This is a genomic window from Actinomadura rupiterrae, from assembly GCF_024172125.1.
Classification (GTDB): Bacteria; Actinomycetota; Actinomycetes; order Streptosporangiales; family Streptosporangiaceae; genus Spirillospora; species Spirillospora rupiterrae.
This window is the reverse complement of record NZ_JAMZEA010000005.1, coordinates 794,374-817,399: the sequence shown is the minus strand read 5'-3', so window position 1 is coordinate 817,399 and position 23,026 is coordinate 794,374. Positions and strand designations below refer to the sequence as shown.

At 71.8% G+C, this 23,026-nt stretch carries 15 protein-coding genes; 7 read left to right on the top strand and 8 right to left on the bottom strand.

Annotated elements, in window-relative coordinates:
• Positions 1–100 precede the first annotated feature (100 nt).
• On the top strand, positions 101–988 hold the full coding sequence (gene miaA, locus FHU30_RS20555; protein WP_253878073.1) for a tRNA (adenosine(37)-N6)-dimethylallyltransferase MiaA: 888 nt from the start codon (positions 101–103) through the stop codon (positions 986–988).
• Between the two features lie 21 nt (positions 989–1,009).
• Positions 1,010–1,846 (top strand): diaminopimelate epimerase, encoded by an 837-nt coding sequence (gene dapF / locus FHU30_RS20550; RefSeq protein ID WP_253877924.1) that lies wholly within the window; start codon positions 1,010–1,012, stop codon positions 1,844–1,846.
• Between the two features lie 356 nt (positions 1,847–2,202).
• Here dapF and FHU30_RS47145 read toward each other — a convergent pair whose 3' ends face one another.
• Both FHU30_RS47145 and FHU30_RS20540 read right to left on the bottom strand, forming a co-directional pair.
• Positions 2,203–4,251 carry a sensor histidine kinase gene (locus FHU30_RS47145; RefSeq protein ID WP_253877922.1) on the bottom strand — a complete coding sequence of 683 codons (2,049 nt, stop codon included), beginning with the start codon at positions 4,249–4,251 and terminating at the stop codon, positions 2,203–2,205.
• A 138-nt stretch (positions 4,252–4,389) separates the two neighbouring features.
• Positions 4,390–5,001, bottom strand: coding sequence for a TetR/AcrR family transcriptional regulator (locus tag FHU30_RS20540; protein ID WP_253877920.1), 612 nt, complete (start codon positions 4,999–5,001; stop codon positions 4,390–4,392).
• A 103-nt stretch (positions 5,002–5,104) separates the two neighbouring features.
• Between FHU30_RS20540 and FHU30_RS20535 the strand changes: the two genes are divergently transcribed.
• Entirely contained in the window at positions 5,105–6,139 is a 1,035-nt protein-coding gene (locus FHU30_RS20535) for a hypothetical protein (protein WP_253877917.1), read from the top strand.
• Positions 6,140–6,222: 83 nt separating this feature from the next.
• Here the strand turns inward: FHU30_RS20535 and FHU30_RS20530 are convergent, their stop codons facing one another.
• From FHU30_RS20530 to aceB, 5 genes are all read right to left on the bottom strand, one after another.
• Positions 6,223–6,957, bottom strand: coding sequence for a hypothetical protein (locus tag FHU30_RS20530; protein WP_253877915.1), 735 nt, complete (start codon positions 6,955–6,957; stop codon positions 6,223–6,225).
• A gap of 157 nt (positions 6,958–7,114) precedes the next feature.
• On the bottom strand, positions 7,115–8,377 hold the full coding sequence (locus FHU30_RS20525; RefSeq protein WP_253878072.1) for a (Fe-S)-binding protein: 1,263 nt from the start codon (positions 8,375–8,377) through the stop codon (positions 7,115–7,117).
• An 80-nt stretch (positions 8,378–8,457) separates the two neighbouring features.
• A complete protein-coding gene (locus FHU30_RS20520; protein ID WP_253877913.1) occupies positions 8,458–9,627 on the bottom strand; it encodes an FAD-binding oxidoreductase in 1,170 nt (389 codons plus the stop codon).
• Positions 9,627–11,081, bottom strand: a complete 1,455-nt coding sequence (locus tag FHU30_RS20515; protein WP_253877912.1) for an FAD-linked oxidase C-terminal domain-containing protein — start codon at positions 11,079–11,081, stop codon at positions 9,627–9,629. The genes FHU30_RS20520 and FHU30_RS20515 overlap by 1 nt, the downstream gene beginning before the upstream one ends.
• Before the next feature lie 160 nt (positions 11,082–11,241).
• Complete coding sequence (gene aceB / locus FHU30_RS20510) at positions 11,242–12,867, bottom strand: malate synthase A (protein WP_253877911.1); 1,626 nt, start codon at positions 12,865–12,867, stop codon at positions 11,242–11,244.
• Between the two features lie 297 nt (positions 12,868–13,164).
• Between aceB and hflX the strand changes: the two genes are divergently transcribed.
• The 3 genes from hflX to FHU30_RS20495 all read left to right on the top strand — a co-directional run bounded on the left by hflX (position 13,165) and on the right by FHU30_RS20495 (position 17,832).
• Positions 13,165–14,616, top strand: coding sequence for a GTPase HflX (hflX, locus tag FHU30_RS20505; RefSeq protein ID WP_372503924.1), 1,452 nt, complete (start codon positions 13,165–13,167; stop codon positions 14,614–14,616).
• A 1,027-nt stretch (positions 14,617–15,643) separates the two neighbouring features.
• Complete coding sequence (hutI, locus tag FHU30_RS20500; RefSeq protein WP_253877910.1) at positions 15,644–16,858, top strand: imidazolonepropionase; 1,215 nt, start codon at positions 15,644–15,646, stop codon at positions 16,856–16,858.
• Between the two features lie 125 nt (positions 16,859–16,983).
• Positions 16,984–17,832, top strand: a complete 849-nt coding sequence (locus tag FHU30_RS20495) for a DegV family protein (RefSeq protein WP_253877909.1) — start codon at positions 16,984–16,986, stop codon at positions 17,830–17,832.
• Here the strand turns inward: FHU30_RS20495 and FHU30_RS20490 are convergent.
• Positions 17,829–18,191 carry a hypothetical protein gene (locus FHU30_RS20490; RefSeq protein WP_253877908.1) on the bottom strand — a complete coding sequence of 121 codons (363 nt, stop codon included), beginning with the start codon at positions 18,189–18,191 and terminating at the stop codon, positions 17,829–17,831. The two genes, FHU30_RS20495 and FHU30_RS20490, sit on opposite strands and share 4 nt — an antisense overlap.
• 137 nt (positions 18,192–18,328) lie before the next feature.
• On the opposite strand from FHU30_RS20490, the gene FHU30_RS20485 reads away from it, so the two are divergent.
• Positions 18,329–19,195: a ComEA family DNA-binding protein gene (locus tag FHU30_RS20485; RefSeq protein ID WP_253877907.1), complete on the top strand. Its 867-nt coding sequence runs from the start codon at positions 18,329–18,331 to the stop codon at positions 19,193–19,195.
• Positions 19,196–23,026 lie beyond the last annotated feature (3,831 nt).

Here is a 23,026-nt window from a genome sequence, read left to right as displayed (position 1 = left end):
GCGACGTCCGCACGGCACGGCGGACCGCGCGCGCGAACGCCCGTACAGTCCGACCCATACCCACTGCGTTGCCAGAATTAAGCCCGTGACCTCTCCTGACGTGATCGCCGTGGTCGGCCCGACCGCCGCCGGCAAGTCCGATCTCGCCGTCGACCTGGCCCTCCGGCTGCCCGGCGAGGCGGTGAACGCCGACTCGATGCAGTTCTACCGGGGCATGGACGTCGGCACCGCCAAGCTGACGGCGGAGGAGATGCGCGGCGTGCCGCACCACCTGCTCGACATCTGGGACGTCACGGTCACCGCGAGCGTCGCCGAGTTCCAGCGGCTCAGCGCCGAGGCGTTCGCGCGCGTGCACGAGCACGGCCGGGTTCCGATCCTCGTCGGCGGTTCCGGCCTGTACGTGCGGGCGGCTCTGGACGAGATGGAGTTCCCGGGTACCGACCCGTCCGTCCGGGCCCGGTTGGAGGACGAGCTGGCAGAGGCCGGTTCGGGGGCGCTCCACACGCGCCTGCGCGAGCTCGACCCCAAGGCCGCGGACGCGATCCTGCCCAGCAACGGGCGGCGGATCGTCCGCGCCCTGGAGGTCATCGAGATCACCGGACGGCCCTTCACCGCGACCCTGCCCGAGCACCGCTACCGGTACGGCTCGGTCGTCCAGATCGGCCTGGAGGTGCCACGACCCGAGCTGGACGAGCGGATCGCGCTGCGCGTCGAGCGGATGTGGGACGCCGGGCTCGTCGACGAGGTGCGCGCGCTGGAGAAGCGGGGGCTGCGGGACGGCCTGACCGCCGGACGCGCCCTCGGTTACGCGCAGGTCCTGCGGTTCCTGGCGGGCGAGTGGTCCGAGGCCGAGGCGAAGGACGAGACGATCCGCGCGACCCGCCGGTTCGCGCGGCGGCAGGAGTCCTGGTTCCGGCGCGACCCGCGGGTGGTCTGGCTGCCCTACGACGCCCCCGATCTCGTGGAACGCGCCCTGGGCCTCCTGTGAGCGCCCAATAGGATCGAACCCATGCGTTTCATCAAGGGCCACGGCACCGAGAACGACTTCGTCATCCTTCCCGACCCGGACGGGGCCCTCGACCTGACGGCCGAGGCCGTCGCGCGGCTGTGCGACCGGCACGCGGGGATCGGCGCGGACGGGGTGCTCCGGGTCGTCCGGACGAAGCTCGCCGGTGAGCCCGCCGTGGAGGCGCTGCCCGCCGAGTGGTTCATGGACTACCGGAACGCCGACGGCAGCATCGCCGAAATGTGCGGGAACGGCGTCCGGGTCTTCGCGCGGTACCTGGTGGACGCCGGTCTCGCCGAGCCGGGCGAATGGGACATCGCGACCCGGGCGGGACTGCGCCGGGTCACGCTGGGGGCGTCCGGGGACGTCCGGGTCGAGATGAGCGCCCCGGTCTACCTGGGCGAGGGTGAGGCGACCGTGGCGGGGGAGGCGTTCGGCGGCGTCCGCGTCTCGATGGGGAACCCGCACCTGGCCTGCCGGGTGGACATCCCGCTCGCCGACCTCGACCTGTGCCACGCGCCCGGCTTCGACCCGGCGGTGTTCCCCGAGGGCGTCAACGTCGAATTCTTCCGTCCGTTGGGCGAGCGCCACGTGGAGATGCGAGTCTACGAACGCGGTTCGGGTGAGACCCGCTCGTGCGGCACCGGGACGGTGGCCGTCGCGGTGGCCGCGGCGCTCGGCGGAGCGGTCCCCGGGAGCCCGTCGGACCTGCCGTCCGGGGAGTGGACGGTGGACGTCCCGGGCGGCCGGGTTACGGTGTCTCTGGAGGCCGGGACCAGCTACTTGACGGGCCCGGCGGTGCTGGTGGCCGAGGGCGAGACCCGCCCCGGCTGGCTCTAGTCATATCTGACTATTTTTTGTCCCGGGTGAGTCGGGACTCCCGTCCCTGACGGAAGGGCCTCCCGGTCGCCTACTTTCTGGTTGCACACCTCGGGTGGCGAGCACACCTCAAGGTGCAGGCCGCGCGGGCCGGGATGGGAGCCTCGGAACCGCAGCGGTGTACGAGGGCCGGTGGCGACCTTCTTGGCGGGGGGCGGTCACCGGCCCTCAACTTATTTCCCTGACCTGCGCGAACGCGGTCGGATGCGGGCCTGTGAACGGCTCGGGGAGCCTAACCGGGAGCCCAGGGTCCGGGCGTTGCCCCTCACTCCGCTGGGGCCATCGCGGGGCCGTTCAGATCATCAAGTGGGCGCGGCTCAGCGGCGTTCGGCGTCCGCGTGTGTCCGTGGCGGGCTCTCCTGCGCGATCTCGGCGGGTTCCGAAGGAGCGGGCGCGAGGCTCGGCGGAGCGCCGGAGAGGGGCAATCGGGCCCGCACGAGCGTCCCGCCCTCGGCACGGCGGCGGACGGTGCACGTCCCGCCCAGCTCCGCGGCCCGCTCGCGCATCGACGACAAACCCACCCCGGCCCGGACGTCCCGGGGCAGTCCGACCCCATCGTCCCGGACGGTGACGTCGAGATCGCCGCTCAGGTCCAGCCGGACGAGCGCGTGCGACGCCTTCGCATGCCGGTAGACGTTGGTCAGCGCCTCCTGGACGATCCGGTACGCCGCGACCTCGGCCGCCGCCGGGAGCGCCGCGAGCTCGCCCTCGACCTCCACCTCCACGTGCGGGCCGTGCCCGCCGCTGCCGACCACGCCGCCGAGCGCCCGGATCGCCCCGGCGAGGCCGAGGTCGTCCAGCGCGGGCGGGCGCAGCCCGTAGACCAGGTCGCGCAGCTCGCCGATCGTGCGGCCCATGGTGCTGCGCAGCCGCTCCAGCATCACGTCCGCGGCCTCCGGGTCGGACCGCATCGTGATCCGCGCCGCGTCCACGGTCATCGCGAGGCTGGCCAGCGTCGGGCCGAGGCCGTCGTGCAGGTCGCGGCGCAGCCGGCGGCGCTCCTCCTCGCGGGTGCGCAGGATCCGCTCGCGGGACCGCTGCACGTCCATCGCGAGCCGCGCGGCGTTGGCGAGCTCGGCGAGGTTGCGGGCGAGGATGCCGGCGAGCCGCGCGTCCGGGGCGCGCTCCCCGCCGAAGATCAGCCGGCCGACCGGCTCGCCGTGCCAGATCAGCGGGACGCGCTGCGGGCGGTCCGGCGGGGTGCCGTCCTCGACCAGCGCGGCGAGCTTGCCGTCCCGGTCCAGCACCTCGATCGCGACGCCGGACGCGCGCAGCGCCTCCCGGACGACCGAGGCGGCCGTGGCCAGCGCCGCGGACGGGTCGGACGCGGTCTGCAACCGCCGCTGCAGCCGGTCGGCGAGGCGGTAGGGATCGCGCTCGCGGTGCAGCATCCGGTCGACGCCGCGCTGCAGCCGGCGCCGGGTGGGCTCGAAGACCACGCCCGCCGCGACCGCGCCCGCCAGGCCCGCGAGCCCGCCGTTGCCGGACGCGAACAGGCTGACCGCGCCGACCAGGGTGAAGTACACGCCGGTGATCACGCCGACCAGGCCGGCGTACACCAGGGTCTTGTTGATCACCACGTCGATGTCGTAGAGCCGGTAGCGGGTGATCGCGATGGCGACGCAGACCGGGATGGTCACGATCGCGGTGTTGCGGACCGGGTCGCCGATCCGGGTGCTCTCCCCGATGTAGACGATCGCCTCGGCGGCCAGGCCCGGGTAGACGACCCAGGCGATCTGCCGCCGCACGTCCGGCGCGGCCCGCCGGAACCGCACCGCCAGCGACACCAGGACGAGCGCCAGCGCCGCCACGATCAGCACCGCGATCGGCAGCGGGATCGACTGCAGCGGGTACACCGAGACGCCGTTGTGGAAGCGGCGCGCGCCCGGGTCGACGGTCAGGTGCACGGCCACCACGACCGGGACGAGGCAGGCCAGCCCGAGGACGGGCCGGAACCACGCCGAAACGAGCCGTCCGTCCGGGAACAGCAGCGGCAGGATCAGCGTGAGCGTGTAGGTGTCGACCGCCCACAGCCAGTGGCTCAGCCAGCGCGGCAGCCAGGCGCCGGGCCAGTGGTGGATCTCGGCGAACGGCGCGAGGTTCAGCGACAGCACGTAGACCGCCGCGCCGACCCCGGCGCCGAGCATCAGCAGCCCGACCCGCCGTCCGGCGCGGTGCGCGGTGAGCAGCGCGCCGATCGGTGTCCACGACAGCGCGACGAACACCTCGGGGTGCCACCACACCATCCGCCGGTCGCCCGGCACCCCGTGGCCGAGCAGCAGCGAGGCGGCGACCAGCAGCACGGCGGCCACCGCGGCCGCCGGCGCCGCGCCCCGCGTGCCCGGCCCGATCCTCACCCTGCCCACTGCCTCTCCCGCGTCCCAGGTAATGAGATGTTAAAACGCCGAGGTGATGGCCACGCCATAGTGACCCGTCCGGGGACGGACGGGTCGGGCGTGTGAGGAGTTTCTAGCGCTTTTGCGGCGTCCGGGCGAGAGGGGTGGTCAGCTCCGGGCCGCCGGGACGGCCGCGGGGAAGAGGCTCCGGACGCCGCGCGCGAAGATCTCGGGCGTCGCGTCCCCGAGGAGGACGTACTGCAGGATGAACCCCGGGAACAGGCCGAACAATACCCGGCCCGCCGCCTCGGCATCGACGTCGCCGGAAAGCCGCCCGGCCGCCGCGAGCCGCCGCGCGTAGACCGTCCAGAGGTCGCGGATGCCGACCATGGTCTCGCGCACGTGCGCGCCCACGGGGGCGTCGTGCGCGGCGAGCGCCCAGGCCTGGAGGGCCATGCGGACGGGGCCGTTCCCCTCGGCGAGGTCGCGGATGTGCGTGCACATCGCCAGGCACACCTCGTCCGGTTCGAGCAGCGGCTCGGCCTCCACCAGCTCCGACAGGACGCTCAGCAGGTCGCCCCGGGTGGTCGAGACGATCTCGTCGACGATCTCGTTCTTGCTTTTGAAGTAGCGGTAGACGGCCCCGGCGGACAGGCCGGACTCGGCGAAGATGTCCTGCATCGAGGTCTCGTGCAGGCCCTTGCGGATGAAGCAGGCGCGGGCCGCGTCGATGATCTGGCGGCGGCGCCGCTCCAGGTGCTCTTCGCTCACTCGGGGCATGGCCCCAAACTAAAACGAACGTTCGTTCTTGACAAGTCGGCGGCCGGGTGCGACCGTTGCGGTAGTTAAAGAGAACGAACGTCCGCTTTTATTGGAGGCGGCCATGACCGCTACCCCCCGGCCCCGTCGCGGCGCCCTCGCCCGGCGCGCCCTCGCCGTCGCGCTCGGCGCGGCGCTGCTGCAGGCGCTGATGATCACGGCCTTCGCCTGGCCGTCCGCCCGGATCGCGCCGCGCGAGGTGCCGATCGTCGTCGCCGGACCCGGCGCGGACGCGGTCGCCTCGCGGCTGGACCACGAGCGCCCCGGCATGTTCGACGTCAAGGTCCGCACGGACGAGGCGTCCGCCCGCAAGGCCCTCACCGACCGCGAGGCGTACGGCGCGATCGTGACCGCGCCGGCCGGGCCGCACGTGCTCGTCGCGTCCGCCGCGTCGCCGGTGCTCGCGCAGCAGCTCGGCCAGCTCGCCGCCGCGCTCCCCAAGCCCGGCGGGGCCGCGGACGCGCCGGGCCACGCCGCGCCGCCCGCCGCCGTCCAGGACGTGGTGCCCGCCGCGCACGACGACCCGCGCGGGACCGGCTTCGGCGCGATGGTGCTGCCGCTGGTCATGTCCGCGATCGTCGGCGCGGTGCTGCTGACCATGATCGTCCAGTCCGTGCTGTGGCGGTTCGTCGGAGTCGTCGTGTTCGCGGTCTTCGGCGGCCTCGCCGTGGGATGGCTCGCCCGGTACGGCCTGTCGCTGCTGCCCGGTTCGTACCTGGAGATCGCGGGGGTGGCGGGCCTGGGCGTCCTCGCCTGCACGGCGGCGGTCGCGGGCCTGGCGGCCGTGCTCGGACGGCCCGGGCTCGGCCTCGGCGGCCTGACCATGATGCTCATCGGCAACCCGCTGTCGGCCGCGACCTCCGCGCCGGAGCTGCTGCCGCGCCCGTGGGGCGAGATCGGCCAGTACCTCCCGCCGGGTGCGGCCGCCACGCTGCTGCGGAACACGGCCTTCTTCGACGGCGCGCAGATGACCAGGCCGCTCGCCGTGCTGCTCGCCTGGGGCCTGGGCGGACTGGTGCTGCTCGCCCTCGGCTCGCTGCGCGGCCGCCGCAGCCCGGCCCCCGCGACCGTCACCGACCGCGAACCCGCCCTCGCCTGAGCGAAGGTGTCGCCAGAGCCTCCTGTCCGCTCTCCACGGACAGGAGGCTTCTTGCTGTTCGTTGGGGAGGCGATGGGCGCCGGCTAGGGGAGGGGGATCTCCACGCCCTTGCGGTCGCTGGTGAAGCGGGCGTCCCACACGTACAGCCGCAGATCGTGCGGCGGGGTGTCGGCGCTTACGGGAAGGTCCGAGGCGACCCGGACGATGTAGGAGCCGCCGGCGGGCAGGACGGTGTCGCCGTCCTGCTGGTAGGGCGCCTTGGCGTCGCCAATGCGGGCGGTGACCTCGCTGTGGTTCGGCAGCGTGCACATGCTGTCGGGGATGCCGGGCTGGGGCATGCACCGTTCGCGCGCGGACGAGGGGACCGAGTCGAGCGGCATGAACAGGTCGGCCGGGAAGTCGAGCGGTACGGGACGCCGCTGGTTGTTGGTGAGGACGTACTCGGCGTAGGCGTACGTCTCGCCGTCCCCAGGGGGCTTGCTATTCGACAGGGGCTGCTTGTCGGTGCCCGAGCGGATGGCGGCCAGCGTGTAGCCGTACCCCTCGGGCGTGGTGAAGCTCAGTTGGTGCCCGGTCTTGGGCGCGGGGGCCGAAGTGGGGCCGCCGGAAGGCAGGCCGCTGGTCGCCGGGGCGCTTTGCGAGGACTCGCCGCCCGTCCCGGTCATCGAGGGCGTGCCCTGGTGGTCGGGGCGCAGCGCCACGATCGCGACCGCGACCGCGCCGATTCCGAGCGCGCCGGTGAGCGCGCCCGCGAGCCCGAGCTTGCCGGTGCCGGTCTTCCTCTTGCGGCGCCGGTGGGATCGGTAGCTGTTGGACATCTGCCAGCCTCGGGGGATCCGTCCTGCGTTCAGGGGCGAGTCACGATACCGGACGCCGGATCGTGAATGACTGGTCGGTCACGCCTCTGACATGGAGTGATGTGGGTGGTGGGTGCTGACAAGCAAGCGTTTGGCGCGGGGTGGGCGAGGGTGCGGGTCAGCGGGCGAGGAGCGTCGCGGCGGGGTGCCCGCGCAGCGACGCGTCCAGGACTTGCGCGGTGTGCGCGACCGGTAGGGGCGCGCCCTGCCGCTCCAGCGCCTGCGCGATCTGGAGCGAGCAGCCGGGGTTCGCGGCCACCAGGAGGTCCGCCCTGGTCGCGGCGACGTTCGCGGCCTTGCGGTCGCCGAGTTCGGCCGCCGCTACCGGCTGGAGCAGGTTATAGGTCCCCGCCGAGCCGCAGCAGACCTCCGGATCGGCGATCTCCTTCACGGTCAGCTCGGGGATGCCCGCCAGCAGCGCGCGCGGCTGCGACCGCACCCCCTGCGCGTGCGCGAGGTGGCAGGCGTCGTGGTAGGCGACCGTCACCGGAAGCGGATGCCGCTCGGCCCGCGGCCCCAGCTCCACCAGGAACTCGGCCAGGTCGCGGGTCTTCTCCGCGAGCGCACGAGCCCGGGCCGCCCAGGCGGGGTCGTCCGCCAGGAGGGTCTCGTACTCCTTCATCGCCGAGCCGCAGCCCGCCGAGTTGACCACGATGACGTCCACGCCCTCGAAGGTCTCGACCGTCCGGCGGGCGAACGCGCGGGCCTCGCCGGCCCGTCCGGAGTGCAGCGACAGCGCCCCGCAGCATCCTTGCCGCTTGGGGATCAGCACGTCGCAGCCCTCCATCGCCAGCACGCGCGCGGTCGCCGCGTTCACGCCGGGGAAGAACTCGCGCTGGACGCATCCGGTGAGCATCCCGACCGTGGCGCGGCGGCCGCCGCGCGCCGCGACCCGCTCCGGCAGGCTAGGTGCCTTCTGAGACGGCGGTGCGAGCCGTTCCATCGCGGCGAGGGTCGGGGAGAGGCGCTCCAGGATGCCGCTGCGCCTGACCAGGGCGGGCACTCCCGAGCGCTGATAGGCGCGTAGCGGGCCGCGCAGGGCGCGCAGGCGCCTCGGGTAGGGGAACAGGCTGAAAATCGCCCCACGGACCGCTCGTTCCGTCCACGTCCGGGGGTGCTCGGCCTCGACCTCGGCGCGGGTGACCTCGATGAGCTTGTCGTACTGGACGCCGGACGGGCAGGCCGTCACGCACGCCATGCACCCCAGGCAGGCGTCGAAATGCCGCACCATCGCGTCGCCGAGCGGCGCGCCCTCCCGGTGCTGCTGCATGAGGTGGATGCGCCCGCGCGGCGAGTCCATCTCCTCGCCCCACAGCACGTAGGTCGGGCAGGTCGGCAGGCAGAACCCGCAGTGGACGCAGTCGCTCAGCAGGTCGTCCATGGAGACGGCGGACGGAACCTCGGGGACGGTCTCGGTGCCGGGTTCGGGTGGTTCGGGCAGTTCGTCCGGCCGGGTCACGGTCACACTCCTTCGGCGAACCGGCCGGGCGAGAGCCGGTGGTCGGGGTCGAACTGGTCCTTCACGCGCCGCATGATCGGGAGGGTGGGGAGCGGGCCCCAGACGTCCACGCTCTTGCGGACGGCCAAGGGCGCGCGCACGAGGACGACCCTCGCGCCGATCGGTTTCAGTGCCTCGCGCAGCTCTTCCACGCCGTCGGGCGTGGTGTAGTCGGGCGTGGTGTAGAGGCGTCCGGCCCCGGCCGAGCCGCGCAGAGGCAGGTCTTTGACGGCTTTGATGATTTCCGGGAGGCGTGCCGGAAGGCTTCGGATCTCGGCCAGGACTTCGCCCTCCGGAAGCCGATTCCACCAATCCGGCTCGGGAGCCGGGGTGCCGCCGAGGAGCTCGTGCAGGCGCGCGGACGTCTCGTCCGGGGTTTCGGTCTCCGCCTCTACGGCGACGGTCGTCTCGTCCGAACCGGCCGGACGGTCGATCTCGATCGCCCGCGGGACGACCTGGGAGTGCAGAACCGCCTGGACGGCCCGTCCGGGATCGTCGGTGACGACCGCCACGCGCACGGCGCGGGCCGCCGGGTGCATGCGGAAGGTCGCGTCCACGATGAGGCCGAGCGTGCCCAGGGAACCCGTGTAGAGCTTGCCGAGGTCGTATCCGGCGACGTTCTTGACGACCTTGCCTCCTGCGCGCGCGATCGTGCCGTCCGCGCGGACGGTGGTGATCCCGATCAGCAGATCGCGCGCGGAACCGTGGAGGAGACGGCCCGGACCGGCGACATCGGTAGCGATCGCACCGCCGATCGTCCCGTTTTCGGGTGGACGCAAGGCGAGATGCTGACCCCAGCCGTCCGCCTCGGTTTCACGTAGCGCCTCGAATGTCAGCCCTGCTTCGACGTGCAGCGTGAGGTCGCCGGGCGAGTGCTTGATGATCCCGTCGAGGTTGCGCGTGGTGACGAGCACGTCGCAGCGTTCGACGGGCCGCCCATAGCCGAGCTTGCTCCCGGTTCCGGACGGGACGACGGCCAGACCATGCTCGGCGGCCGTCCGCATCACCGCCGACGCCTCGTCCAGGGTGGCAGGCGCGGCGACGACCGGCGGGGTCAGGCCGTCCACCTGATCGGCGTCCTCACCAGGGCGGACGTCGGCGCAGACCTTGGCGAACGCGTCCAGGGGCAGCATCAGAACAGGTCCGCCTTTCCTTCGGCGACCAGCGGGTGCGGCCCTTTCCGGACGCCCGGAACCTCCCCGCACAGCCGCGGCGTCGGGAACACCTTGCCCGGGTTGCACAGCCCCGCCGGATCGAAGCCGCACCGGACCATCTGCATGGTGTCGAGGTCGTCGTCGCTGAACATGCGCGGCATGTAGCGGGCCTTGTCCGCACCCACGCCGTGCTCCCCCGTGATGGAACCGCCATGCTCGACGCACAGATCGAGGATCGCGCCAGAGACGGTCTCCGCCCGCTCCTGCGCGCCCGGTACGGAATCGTCGAAAAGCACGAGCGGATGCAGATTCCCATCCCCGGCATGGAAGACGTTCGCGACGCGCACACCGGACTCGCGGCTCAGCGCGTCGATGCGTCCGAGCACCTCGCCTAGCGAAGTGCGCGGGATCACGCCGTCCTGGACGATGTAGGCCGGGCTGATCCGGCCCATCGCGGCGAACGCGGACTTGCGCCCCTTCCAGATCAGCGCCCGCTCGGTGTCGTCGGCCGCCACCCGGATCTCGAACGCGCCCGCCTCCCGGCAGAGCCGCTCGACCTGCGCGAACTGGTGCTCGACGGTCGCGTCCGGGCCGTCCAGCTCGACCACCAGGACCGCGCCCGCGCCCTCCGGATAGCCGCAGGCCACGGCCGCCTCCGCGGCCTCGATCGACAGCGCGTCCATCATCTCGATCGCGGCCGGCACCACCCCCGCCGCGATGATCGCCGACACCGCGTCGCCGCCCTTCCCGATCGTGTCGAACGCCGCCAGCAGCGTCCGCACGGTCTCCGGCAGCCGGGTCAGCCGCACGGTGATCTTCGTCGTGATGCCGAGCGTGCCCTCCGAGCCGACGAACACCCCGAGCAGGTCGAAACCGGGATCGTCCCGGGACAGCTCCGCGATCTCGCCGTCGGGCGTGACGATCTCGCAGGCCAGGATGTGGTGCGCGGTGAACCCGTACTTCAGGCAGTGCGCGCCGCCCGAGTTCTCCGCGACGTTCCCGCCGACCGAGCAGATCTGCTGGCTGGACGGGTCGGGCGCGAAGTAGTAGCCGTGCGGGCGCGCGGCCCGCGTCACGTCCAGGTTGATGACGCCCGGCTCCACGGTCGCCCGCTGGTTCGGGATGTCGATGTCGAGGATCCGGCGCATCCTCGCCGTCACGATGAGCACGCCGTCCGTCCGGGGGAGCGCCCCACCGGACAGGCCCGTCCCGGACCCGCGGGCCACGTACGGGACGCCCGCCTCTCCGCACGCGCGCACGATGGCCGCGATCTGCTCGGCGGTCTCCGGCAGGACGACCAGCCCGGGAGAGGCGCGGTGGGACGTCAGCCCGTCGCACTCGTACGTGCGCAACCGGACCGGATCGGAGATGACCGACTCGGGGCCGAGCAGGCGCGTGCAGCGCTCGGCCAGGTCCCGGAGAGTGTCTGCCATGCCGTCTCCCTAGGGCGAGGGGCGCGCGGCCCCGGGCGCGGAGGTCCAGGGCGCGAGGTCCTGGGGGCGGAGGTTCTGGGCGCGGCGGCCCCGGAGAGGCCGCCGCGCCCGTGAAACCACCTGTCAGCCCATGAAACCGCTTGCTACAGGAGGCCGTCCCTTACGGGAAGCGGATGTACGCCGGGGTCGTCAGGAACTCGGAGTACTCGTCCGCCAGGGTGACCTCCTTGAAGAGGGCCACGGCCTCGTTGTAGCGGGGCTCGTTGTAGGCGTCGCCCAGCTCCGCGCGGATGTTGGCCAGCTCCTCGTCCAGCAGGCGCTCGACCAACTCGCGCGTGACGGTCTCGCCCTCCTTGAGCTTCACGCCGTTGCGGATCCACTGCCAGACCTGCGAGCGGGAGATCTCGGCGGTCGCCGCGTCCTCCATCAGGTTGTGGATGGCGACCGCGCCGGCGCCGTCGAGCCAGGTGGCGAGGTAGCGCAGCGCGACGTCGATGTTGTTGCGCAGGCCGGCCTCGGTGATGTCGCCCGGCGTCGCCTTGATGTTGAGCAGGTCGGCGGCCGAGACCTTGACGTCCTCGCGGAGCCGGTCGCGCTGGTTCGGCTTGTCGCCCAGCACGCCGTCGAAGACCTCGCGGCAGACCGGGACAAGGTCGGGGTGCGCGACCCAGGAGCCGTCGAAGCCGTCGCCGGACTCGCGGGTCTTGTCGGCCCGGACCTTCTCCAGCGCGACCTTGTTGACCTCGGCGTCCTTGCGGGACGGGATGAACGCGGCCATGCCGCCGATGGCGTGCGCGCCGCGCTTGTGGCAGGTGCGGACCAGCAGCTCGGTGTACGCGCGCATGAACGGCGCGGTCATCGTGATCGCGTTCCGCTCCGGCAGGACGAAGTCGGCGCCGCGGTCGCGGAACTTCTTGATCACGCTGAACAGGTAGTCCCAGCGGCCGGCGTTCAGGCCCGCGGAGTGGTCGCGTAGCTCGTAGAGGATCTCCTCCATCTCGAACGCGGCCGGGATGGTCTCGATCAGCACGGTCGCGCGGATCGTGCCGCGCGGGATCTCCAGGGTGTCCTGGGCCAGGTTGAAGGCGTCGTTCCAGAGGCGGGCCTCCAGGTGCGACTCCATCTTCGGCAGGTAGAAGTAGGGGCCCTTGCCCTTGGCCAGCTGCCGGCGCGCCGAGTGGAAGAAGTACAGGCCGAAGTCGAACAGCGAGCCCGACATCGGCTCGCCGTCGACCAGGAGGTGCTTCTCCTCCATGTGCCAGCCGCGCGGGCGCACGACGATGGTGGCGAGCTCCTCGTCGTCCTTCAGCGCGTAGGTCTTGCCGGACTTGGGGTCGGTGAAGTCGATCGTGCGGTCGAGGGCGTCGCGCAGGTTCAGCTGGCCCTCGATCATGTTCGTCCACAGCGGGGTGTTGGCGTCCTCGAAGTCGGCCAGCCACACCTTGGCGCCGGAGTTCAGCGCGTTGATCGTCATCTTCCGGTCGGTCGGGCCGGTGATCTCGACCCGGCGGTCCCGCAGCCCCGGCGCCGGGTCGGCCACGCGCCAGGAGTCGTCGGTGCGGATCTCGGCCGTCTCGGGGAGGAAGTCCAGCGTGCCGCCGCTGGACAGCTTCTCCTGCCGCTCCTGGCGGGCCTTCAGCAGCTCCTTGCGGCGCGCGCCGAACTCGCGCTGCAGGGTGGCGAGCAGACCCAGAGCCTCGGGGGTGAGGATCTCGTCGTAGCGCTCGCCCAGAGGTCCCCGGACCTCGACACCGTCGGTCATGGTGCCCGCCCTTCCTTCGTCCATGGATTTCGTATGGTGAAATTCCGGTTCTGTTGTGTGGAGAACGCTACTCGCCGGTACAGATCCGGGTCAAAGCGGGGGCCGTCTCGTGACACCTCCCCGCGCGCGCCCGGGATAGTCACGGGACACCTCCCCGCGCGCGCCCGAGATAACTCCCCGCGCGCGCCTCGGATAACTCCCCGTGCTGGGCCGGGATGACTCTCCGCGTCCGGGAAATCGGGGTGACCTGCCCGCCCGCCCATGGGACGATCGCGGACGTGGGGAATCGACCGGGGCCCCACGGCGTTTGACAGAGGGCCTATGACTGAACGTTTCGAAGAAGACCGCAACCACGATGTCCTGACCGGCTTCGACGGCCTCGACGCCGAGGACGAGCCCATGACCGGGGAACTCGACCTCGAAGAGCGCCGGGCGCTGCGCCGTGTGGCGGGACTGTCCACCGAACTCGACGACGTCACCGAGGTCGAATACCGGCGGCTCCGGCTGGAGCGGGTCGTCCTCGTGGGGGTCTGGACCGAGGGCACCGCCGAGGACGCCGAGAACTCGCTGCGCGAGCTGGCGCTGCTCGCCGAGACCGCCGGCTCCCAGGTCCTCGAAGGCCTCACCCAGCGCCGCACCCGCCCGGACGCGGCGACCTACATCGGCTCCGGCAAGGCCGAGGAGCTGAGCGACGTGGTGATCGCCACCGGCGCCGACACCGTCATCTGCGACGGCGAGCTCGCGCCGAGCCAGCTCCGCCACCTGGAGGAGATCGTCAAGGTCAAGGTCATCGACCGGACGGCCCTCATCCTCGACATCTTCGCCCAGCACGCCAAGAGCCGCGAGGGCAAGGCCCAGGTCGAGCTGGCCCAGCTCAACTACCTGCTGCCGCGACTGCGCGGCTGGGGTGGCAACCTGTCCCGCCAGGTCGGCGGCCGCGCCGCGGGCGGCGTCGGCATCGGCGGCCGCGGCCCCGGTGAGACCAAGATCGAGCTGGACCGGCGCCGGATCCGCACCCGGATGGCCAAGCTGCGCCGCCAGATCGCCGAGATGGCCAAGGCCCGCGACACCAAGCGCGGCGAGCGCCGCCGCAACATGGTGCCCGCCGTCGCCATCGCCGGCTACACCAACGCGGGCAAGTCGTCCCTGCTGAACCGCCTCACGGGCGCGGGCGTGCTGGTGGAGGACGCGCTGTTCGCCACCCTCGACCCGACCGTCCGGCGCGCCACCACCCCGTCCGGACGGGCCTACACGCTCGCCGACACCGTCGGGTTCGTCCGGCACCTGCCGCACCAGCTCGTCGAGGCGTTCCGGTCCACCCTGGAGGAGGTCACCGACGCGCACCTGGTCGTGCACGTCGTGGACGGCTCCGACCCCGACCCGGAACGGCAGATCGACTCCGTCCGCGAGGTGCTCCGCGAGATCGGCGCCGACTCGCTGCCCGAGCTGATCGTGATCAACAAGGCGGACGCCGCCGACCCGCTCGCCATCGCCCGCCTCCAGCGGCGCGAACCGCACAGCGTCGTCGTTTCCGCCCACACCGGGCAGGGCCTGGACGAGCTGCGCGCCGCGATCGAGCGCGACCTCCCCACGCTCGCGCGCGAGGTCCGCGTCCTGCTCCCGTACGAGCGCGGCGACCTGGTGGCCGCCGTCCACGACCGGGGCGAGGTCCTCAAGCAGGAGCACGAGGCGGCGGGCACGGTCCTGCTGGCCCGCGTGCCGGAGGACTTGGCGGGGGAGCTGTCCCCCTACGAGGACCCGATTCCCGCGTAGCAGCGCCTAGCCGCCACGCACACCGGCCCGATGCCGCCACCCCTCCGGGGGCGCGGCGTCGGGCCGAACGCGTTACTGGGGGGTTGTGAGACGAGGCGACGGTCACGGAGGCCACCCATAGCGACAGCCTCGGAGTGGGGGCCGCTCCAGGCGCGTCGCGTGGCAGGGCCGCTCCGGGCGCGTCGCGTAGCGGTCAGCTGGGGAGCGGGCGTCGCGGTCGGTTGGGGGAGCGGGCGGCAGCGCAGTTGGTTGGGGGTGCGGGCGACGCCGGTCGGTTGGGGGAGCGGGCGACGCCGGTCGGTTGGGGGAGCGGGGGGCGTGGTCGGCGAGGTGTCCTGACAGGGCCAGTTGGGTTGGGAGTAGCTGAAGGTTTCCTGGGATGTCTGAACGTTTCCTGGACGCGGCGGACACCGGACGGTACGTCCCGCAGATGAGGGCGCGACGCGCGGGCGGACGTAATTGCGGCCTGGTGGGAGTTCGGGCGAAGCTTTCGGAAGCGGCTTTCGAGCAGCGCGGACCCGGATCGGAACGGGCGGCGCCATGAGCGCGACCGCGCCCGTTCTCTGATCGTTTCCGGAGTCGCGGTGGTCGCCGTAAGGTGACAGCTTCTCCATTCCGCTTGACGGGCCTGCCGGAATCCGTACCGTCTTAGGACTAAGGGTGGGGTGATGGCGTCGATGGGGTGCGTCCCGGTATTCGGATGGTTAATGGATGTTGGGCGGGTTTTGCCTGCTTGTCGGGTGTCCATGAGCCGCGCCGGGACCGGTGTCCGCCCTGTCCACCGGGGAACTTTCCGGCGGCGCGCGGCGTTGGCCGGGCGAAGGTTGTCCGCCGGGCCTTCTGTGCACTACCGTGACGAAACCGATATCTCCGGTCTCGTTGCTCAAGGTGATCAGTCGGTCACCCCTTCCCCCAGTGGTGAACCGCCGGCACCCAGTCGGCGTCCCGTATCGAGAGCAGGTGGCCCAGTCCATGGCGTCAGGTCCCACGCCGCGCGGCGTTCCCACCCCCACCGGGCGGTGACCCCGTGACGGTCAGGCTGCTCACCAACATCGGACGTCTCTGGACGGGCACCGACGTCTGCAGCAACGCCGCCGTCCTCATCCACGACGACCGCATCGTGTGGGCGGGGCCGGCCTCCGACCTCCCGCAGAGCGTGCCCGGCATCATCGACGACATCGTCGACGTCGACCACGTGGAGAACCTCGGCGGCGGCCTGGTCACACCCGGCCTCATCGACGCGCACGCGCACCCGGTCTACGCGGGCAACCGCTGGGCCGAGCTGGCGATGCGCACCAGCGGCTCGTCCCACTCGGCCATCGCGGCGGCCGGCGGCGGCGTGAACTCCACCGTCACCGTGACCCGCGGAACCGACCCCTGGACGCTGTGCAACGGCGTCCGCGAGCGGCTCCGGCAGTGGATCCTCGCGGGCACCACCACGGTCGAGGCCAAGACCGGCTACCACCTCACCCGCGACGGCGAGCTCGCCGACATCCGGATGCTGCGGTCGCTGGAGTCCGAGCCGTCCATGCCGCGCATCCACGCGACCTTCCTCGCCGCGCACATCCTGCCGCCCGAGTACTTCGGCCGCCGCCGCGACTACATCGAGGCCGTCCGGCAGTGGGCCGGCGACGCGGCCGTCGCCGGCGCCGACTCCATCGACGTCTACTGCGACGAGGGCCACTTCACCGCCGAAGAGGCGCGTATCCTGCTGCTGACCGGCAAGCGCAGCGGCCTCAAGGCGCGCATGCACGCCTGCGCCAACGAGCGCGTCGGCGCGGCCCAGGTCGCCGCCGAGGTCGGCTGCGCGTCCGCCGACCTGCTCACCCAGGCCAACGACGACGACGTGAAGGCCCTCGCGCACGCGGGCGTTACGGCGACCGTCTGCCCCGGCAGCGCGCTGAACTCCTCGCGTCCGGCCGCGCCCGTGCGCTCGATGCTCGACCGCGGCGTCACCGTCGCCCTCGGCACCGACCACAACCCCGGCCAGTGCGGCATCACGTCCATGCCGCTGGTCATCGGCCTCGCCGTCGCCATGTACGGCCTGTCGGTCACCGAGGCCCTCCGCGCCGCCACCCTCGGCGGAGCCGCCGCGCTGCGCGTCGGCGACCGCGGCTCCCTCGCGCCCGGCATGCTCGCCGACATCGTCCTCTGGGACGCCGACCACGAGGGCGCGTTCGCCTGGGCCTTCGGCCTCCGCGCACTGCGCGTCTGGCGCGGCGGCGTTCCCGTCCAGCCCTGACACTCTTCACTCCCGCTCGCCTGGCCCCGCTCTCGTGCGCGCACGCGGGGCTTCGGCACGGGGACATTACGGTCTGAGACAATTCGGTCACCAACGTTCGGCCTCGTCGGAGTAGCCTCAGCCTCATGGGCAGCGCGGTAGCGGTCGTCACGGACTCCACGTCCTACCTTCCCCGGGACCTCGCAGACCGGCACGGCATCACGGTCGTCCCACTGCAACTCATCGTCGGCGGCGACGTCCGCGACGAGGACGCCATCACGACCGCCGAAACCGCACGCGCGCTACGCGAATGGCATCCGGTCACGACGTCCCGTCCGTCGCCGGAACGCTTTTCGGCCGTCTACGCCTCGGCCGCGGAGTCGGGCGCGTCCGCAGTGGTCTCGGTGCACCTTTCGGGCTCGATGTCCGGGACGGTGGAGGCGGCGCGCTTCGCCGCCGAGGACTCGCCCGTCCCCGTCCACGTCGTCGACTCGGGCACGATCGGCATGGGCCTGGGCTTCGCCGCCCTCTCCGCCGCCGCGGCCGCCCTGCAAGGCACAGCGCCTGCCGAGGCCGTTGCCGCAGCCGAACGCCGAGCCGAGCTGTCGCGATCGCTCTTCTACGTCGACAACCTCGAACACCTGCGCCGCGGCGGACGCATCGGAGCCGCTGCCAACCTGCTCGGCACCGCGCTCATGGTGAAGCCTTTGCTGGGCATCTCGTCCGGACGCGTCAAACCCCTGGAGAAGGTGCGCACCACGTCACGCGCTCTGGCCCGTCTGGCCGACCTCGCCGTGGCCGAGGCTGCTGACCGTCCTGTCGACCTGGGCATCCAGCACCTCGCGGCGTCCTCGCGGGCCGAAGCCTTGGCCGCAGAGCTCCGCGCGCGCATCCCGAACGTGGTGGACGTCTACATAGGCGAAGTGGGACCCGTCATAGGCGCACACGTCGGCCCGGGCATGCTCGGCGTGGTGGTGGCGCCGCAGCTCTCCTAGCGCCGCTGCCGCAGGCACCGCTCGATCCAACCCGCTTCGTACGCGTTCCCGGCCTTACTGCCGAGCCGAATACCGCGCGGCATCGGCCACACCGGAACGTCCGTAACGCGCTGCCGGACGTGCTTGACCTCGAACAATGCAGCACACCGCGCATAGGGCCCAGGGGTGCCGGTAAACCCGTAAACGGCGAGCACAATCCTTCCGCCCGGCTGCTGCGGAGTTTGAGTGACCTCGGTTTCCGCCGCCGCGAACCCGGCCCGCCAAGCCGCGGATCCCGAGTTGATCTCCGACCCCGCCCGGGAATCCGCCGCCACAAGACAGACCAGAATGCACCCGAAAATCCCCAGCAGACGCGACATGACCGGCAATCTACCGCCCATCCCCGACGATCTTGATTCCCTCTTAGGCTCAGCTCTCTCACCAGCAGAAACGGGAGTTATCCACAGATCGGCGAGCGACTAGCACCCCGCTCGCGGTCTCTCCTAACGTCAATTGCATGAACCTTTTCGACCCGATGCCCCCACCGTCCGCCCACCTACGCTCAACCCCCCAAACCCCCGAACCCCCATCCCCCCGGAACCGCCCTCCCAGCCCGCGCCGCGAAGCACACCCACCCGAGCAAGCCGTCCGCGCCCCGACCTCCCGGAACACCCGCAACGCCACCTCCGAACCGCTGGCCAAGCGCCTGGTGACCCGCGCCCGAACCCTGCTGGACCACGACCGCCTGGACCCGGGCCTGGGCGGCACGCGAGCGCTCCTGATCGTCGGCGCCCTCGCGATCCTCGTCGCCGTCGGCTACCTCTGGATGGCCCGCCCCCGCCCCGACCCGGTGACGCCATCCGCGGCCACGGCCCCGTCCCTCTCGGTCACGTCGGCCGACCGGGCCTCCACCACGTCCACCCAGCCGTCCACCGCCACTCAGCTGGTGGTCCAAGTGATCGGCAAGGTCCACCGCCCAGGCGTCCTGACCCTGCCCTCCGGCTCCCGAGTGGCGGACGCCCTGAACGCCGCCGGCGGCATCCGCCCAGGCACCGACACCGGTGCCCTGAACCTGGCCCGCAAACTCACCGACGGCGAACAGATAGCCGTAGGCATCCACCCGCCGCCCCCAGCCCCAGGCCAAGGCCCGGCCCCGCCCACCACAGCAGGAACCCCCGCACCGACAAGCCCCCTGGACCTGAACTCCGCAACCGCCGACCAACTGGACCAACTCCCCGGAGTAGGCCCCGTCCTGGCCCGCCGCATCATCGACTACCGCACCCAGCACGGCCCCTTCCACACCACCGACCAACTCCAAGACGTCCCCGGCATAGGAGCCCGCCGCCTAACCGACCTAAAACCCCTACTAACAACCTCAAACTGACCCACCCAACTGCCCCACGCCAACGCACGCTCCCCACCCAGCTCCATCGCCACCAAAGCCCAAACCATCTCTCCAGAACCAAGCCACCCCAACTCCGCGCCCACCGACTACTCCAACCCCGCTCCGAACCAGCCCACCCAGAGTCCATGACCTCCTACTTCAGGCCGCAGGCCCGCCCCCGTCCCATCCCCGCGCCCGAAGCTTCCACCGAGCCCCCAGAACTCCGCCGCCACCACCGCCCAGAAGAGGACGAGGCCCACGTAAAGGCCCCGCCAGCCAGACGCCCAAGCACGCTCCATATCCACACCAACAGCGGGCCCGCCAACACGAGGGCCACGCCAGTAGGAGCGTCACGGCAGCAGCAGCGGGGCCCCAACAGCAGGGCTCCGCCGGACGGATGCCCGAACTGCCCGAAGTCCACGCCCGTCCCAAGCGCTCCTCCGAGACCGTCCTCATCAGGTCCAACACGCTCCAGCCAGCCAGTTCCGGCTCAGCCCGCTCCGCCCCGACCCGCTCCGCCCCGACCCGTTCCGTCCCGACCCGTTCCGTCCCGACCCGTTCCGTCCCGACCCGTTCCGTCCCGACCCGTTCCGTCCCGACCCGTTCCGTCCTAGCCCGTCCCACCCGGCCAGGTCCGTCCCGACCCGTTCCGTCCCGACCCGTTCCGTCCTAGCCCGTCCCACCCGGCCAGGTCCGTCCCGGCCCGTTCCACCCGACCCGGTCCGGTCCGGGCCGTCCTGTCCAGCCCGGTCCGGGCCGGCCAGCTCAGCCAGGTCTGTCCAGCTCGCGCCCGCCCGTCCCAGGCCCGCCCGTCCCAGACCTGCCCGTGCCAGGCCCGTCCGTCCCCATCCAGAGCGTGCGTCCCAGACCCATTCGAGCCCCGTTCACCCGCCCTAGCACTGTCTGAATCCGATCCATCGTCGAGTGGCGCAGGCCATCGCCCCTCGACAGGCCATGCTCGCGCCCGACCACCCGCACGAACGCGCCCGATTCCGAGCACTCCCGCCTGGCCCGATCCGCTTCACGCCAAGCCAGACACAAGCGACAACACCCGAACCCGCATCTGCAGCACTCGAGTACACGACATACGAGCCCGAACGTTCGTCCTTCCCGCGCCGCCTCCTGACCTTCACCTCCGACACCACAACCACCGCGCCGCACTCAGGAACACCCACGCCGCCATCCCGAACAGGACCCCACGCATGCTGCCGAACTCCGAGCCCGCCGCCAACCACCTCAACAGCCGAAGCAGTCACCACCCAACCCACGTCACCTCCCAGCCCTCAAAACTTCCTATGGCCACGTCCACACCCAGCTCTCTAGCCCCTCCCGCGCTGCGTCCCACGGTCCGCTCATCCAAATCTGCGCCGAACGGACCCGGGCGCGATCGAGCTAGCACTCCGATCGCGCCCGGGTTCCGACGAGACCGACTCCGAGGTGACCACCTCAACCCAGAACTCAACCGCTGGAGGCACCGATGACCCTGGATACGAACCCAGTGCAGATCGCACGAAGCGGCCGGGCGAAGGCACACGCACCCGCCCGCCCCAGTACCGCCAGCAAGGTGAAAGACGGAGCGACTACGAAGCACAGCGCGGAACGGCACCAGCCGACCCCACCCGCAGCTCGCCTCCGCACACGACCCCACTTCACACGCCAGCGCCCCAACACCCGATGCACCACCGCCCTACGCCAGCCGGTTCCGCGCCCGCTACCGCCCGCACGCCCCGCCTACCCGTGCTGCGCGCGCCTGCCTGGGCCGCGCCGTGTCACCCCCGCATATTGCGGACGGTCGCCTCGCGCCTGCCGTATTGCGCATGCCTGTCTCGCATACGCCACGTGGCGCGCATGTCTGTCTCGCATGCATCGCTCGCAGTCTGGTTCGCGAGCGTTTACCTTGCGCGGACTCGGGCCGGGTGCGCCTGCTTGGGACGGGCCGTGTTGCACACGCCTGTCTCGCGCACCCCCGGCTTCGCGCATGCTCGGGTTGGTGCCGCTGCGTGGCGCGGGCCTCTGCAGCGCTGCCTGTGTCGCGGACGCCGCAGACGTCCAGTGTCGTGCCTGCTTGCCTCGTGCGTGCCGGCTTCGCGCATGCTCGGGTTGTGTGGGCCCTGCCGGAACGGCCCCCCTTGCGCAGGCTTGCGCCGTGCGCCTCTGCTTCGTGCATGTTTGGCTCGCACAGGCTCGGGTTGGGTGCGTCTGCTTGGGTCGGGCCGTGTTGCACTCGCCTGTCTCGCGGACCCCCGCTTCGCGCCTGCTCGGGTTGGTGCGGCTGCGGGGGCGGGCCTCTGTACCGCATGCCTGTGTTCCGGACGCGGCGGACGCCCGGTGTCGTGCCTGCTTGCCTCGTGCGTGCCTGCCTCGCGCATGCGCGGGCTGTGTGGGCCTGCCGGAACGGCCCCCTGTTGCGCATGCTTGCGCCGTGCGCCTCTGCTTCGTGCACGTTTGAGCGGCACAGGCTCGGGCTGGGTTCCTTTGCCTGGGCGAGCTTGTCTCGCGCACGCTTGCGTTTCGGACGCCCTGTGCCGCGCTTGCCTGCTCGCCTCGCGCAGGCTCGGGTTGGGTGCGCCTGCGCTGGGCGCGCTCGTGTCGCGCAAACGCGTGTCGCGCAGTCTTGTTCGCCGCCGTGTGCCTTGCGCCTGCCCCGGCTGGGTGCGTCTGCCTGGGCGGGCCCGTGTCGCGCACGTCTGGTTCGCGGAGGCCTGCCTCGCACATGCTCAAGTTGTGCACGCCTGCCTCGTGCACCCTGCTTCGCGTATGCACGGGCTGGGTGCGTCTGCGTGGGCGGGCCGGTGTCGCGGGCGCCTGCCTGGCGCGCGCGCCGTGTTGCGGCTGTGGGCTGTGGGCTTTGGCACTGGATGGCACGGGTTTGCGAGGCCCGACGTGGCCTTGCTGGCTACGCACCTGTGGCGCGGGCGCGTCCCTGCCACTCGTGCTCGTATTGCGATCCGCGCAGGGCGGGGGCCGGTGGTGGGCTGGCCAGGTGCTTCGGAGGCGCGGTGTCGCGCCCGCTTGGAGCATGCCCGCGTGATGGGCGCTCCTGCTGCCCGTACATGTGGACGGGCCCGTCCGCCAGGCTTGGCCGGCCAACGCACGATCGGTTCATGCGTGCCGCGCTCGCACGCGTGGTCCATGCGTGTGTGGCGCGCACGCCTGCGTTTGCGAGCCAAGTCGGCTCGGTGGGAAGGGCGTTGTGCGCCTTGGTGTGCGGAGGGGGCGGCTGTCTGGTCTCCAGGGCGTTGGTGGTTGTGGCTGGCTGGTGGGAGGGGGTGCCGGTTGGGGGGCGAGGTTGTGGGCGGGACTTATTTGTGGGGTCGGGTTGGTGGAGAGGGGTTGAGATGCGGGAGGTCGGGGTGCGGTCGGAGCGGGGGGATGGGGGAGAGGACGAGCGGGAGGTAGTTGAGCAGGATTTGCGGCTTGTTGGGCCGGCGGCGGGGGCGTGGGGTGCGGCGCTTGTTTGTTTGGGGTTCGACGCGTGGGTTTGCGCGTTGGTGGGTGGGGTCTGCGGGGTTGTGGGGTGCGTGCTGCTCGTGTGGGCGGTCGGTCGGCGTGGGGAGGGGCGGCGCGGTGTGAAGCGGGGGCGGGTCGTGGAGTTGGAAGGGGCCCTGGCTGGAGGTGGGGGATTTGAGGGGGCCTGTGGCCGGGGTGCGGATGGTGAGGTTGTCCGTGATCGAGGTGTGGGGCGTGAGGGGGCGGGTGGCCGGGGCGATGGTCGGCTGGTGCTTGGTGGGGGTCGGAGTTTGGGGGGGTGGGTGGGGGTTGGGTTGGTTTGTGTGGCGGTTTCGGCAGTGGGGGTTGGGGTTCGGGAGGAGGCGGTTCGGGGCGGGCCGG

Bases quoted from the DNA above. Each gene is read 5' to 3' on its own strand.
- FHU30_RS20485 (WP_253877907.1), top strand. From the start codon at position 18,329: ATGAACCTTTTCGACCCGATGCCCCCACCGTCCGCCCACCTACGCTCA.
- FHU30_RS20490 (WP_253877908.1), bottom strand. From the start codon at position 18,191: ATGTCGCGTCTGCTGGGGATTTTCGGGTGCATTCTGGTCTGTCTTGTG.
- FHU30_RS20540 (WP_253877920.1), bottom strand. From the start codon at position 5,001: ATGCCCCGAGTGAGCGAAGAGCACCTGGAGCGGCGCCGCCGCCAGATC.
- FHU30_RS20535 (WP_253877917.1), top strand. From the start codon at position 5,105: ATGACCGCTACCCCCCGGCCCCGTCGCGGCGCCCTCGCCCGGCGCGCC.
- FHU30_RS20520 (WP_253877913.1), bottom strand. From the start codon at position 9,627: ATGCTGCCCCTGGACGCGTTCGCCAAGGTCTGCGCCGACGTCCGCCCT.
- hflX (WP_372503924.1), top strand. From the start codon at position 13,165: ATGACTGAACGTTTCGAAGAAGACCGCAACCACGATGTCCTGACCGGC.
- aceB (WP_253877911.1), bottom strand. From the start codon at position 12,867: ATGGACGAAGGAAGGGCGGGCACCATGACCGACGGTGTCGAGGTCCGG.
- FHU30_RS20515 (WP_253877912.1), bottom strand. From the start codon at position 11,081: ATGGCAGACACTCTCCGGGACCTGGCCGAGCGCTGCACGCGCCTGCTC.
- FHU30_RS20525 (WP_253878072.1), bottom strand. From the start codon at position 8,377: ATGGACGACCTGCTGAGCGACTGCGTCCACTGCGGGTTCTGCCTGCCG.
- FHU30_RS20530 (WP_253877915.1), bottom strand. From the start codon at position 6,957: ATGTCCAACAGCTACCGATCCCACCGGCGCCGCAAGAGGAAGACCGGC.
- FHU30_RS20495 (WP_253877909.1), top strand. From the start codon at position 16,984: ATGGGCAGCGCGGTAGCGGTCGTCACGGACTCCACGTCCTACCTTCCC.
- dapF (WP_253877924.1), top strand. From the start codon at position 1,010: ATGCGTTTCATCAAGGGCCACGGCACCGAGAACGACTTCGTCATCCTT.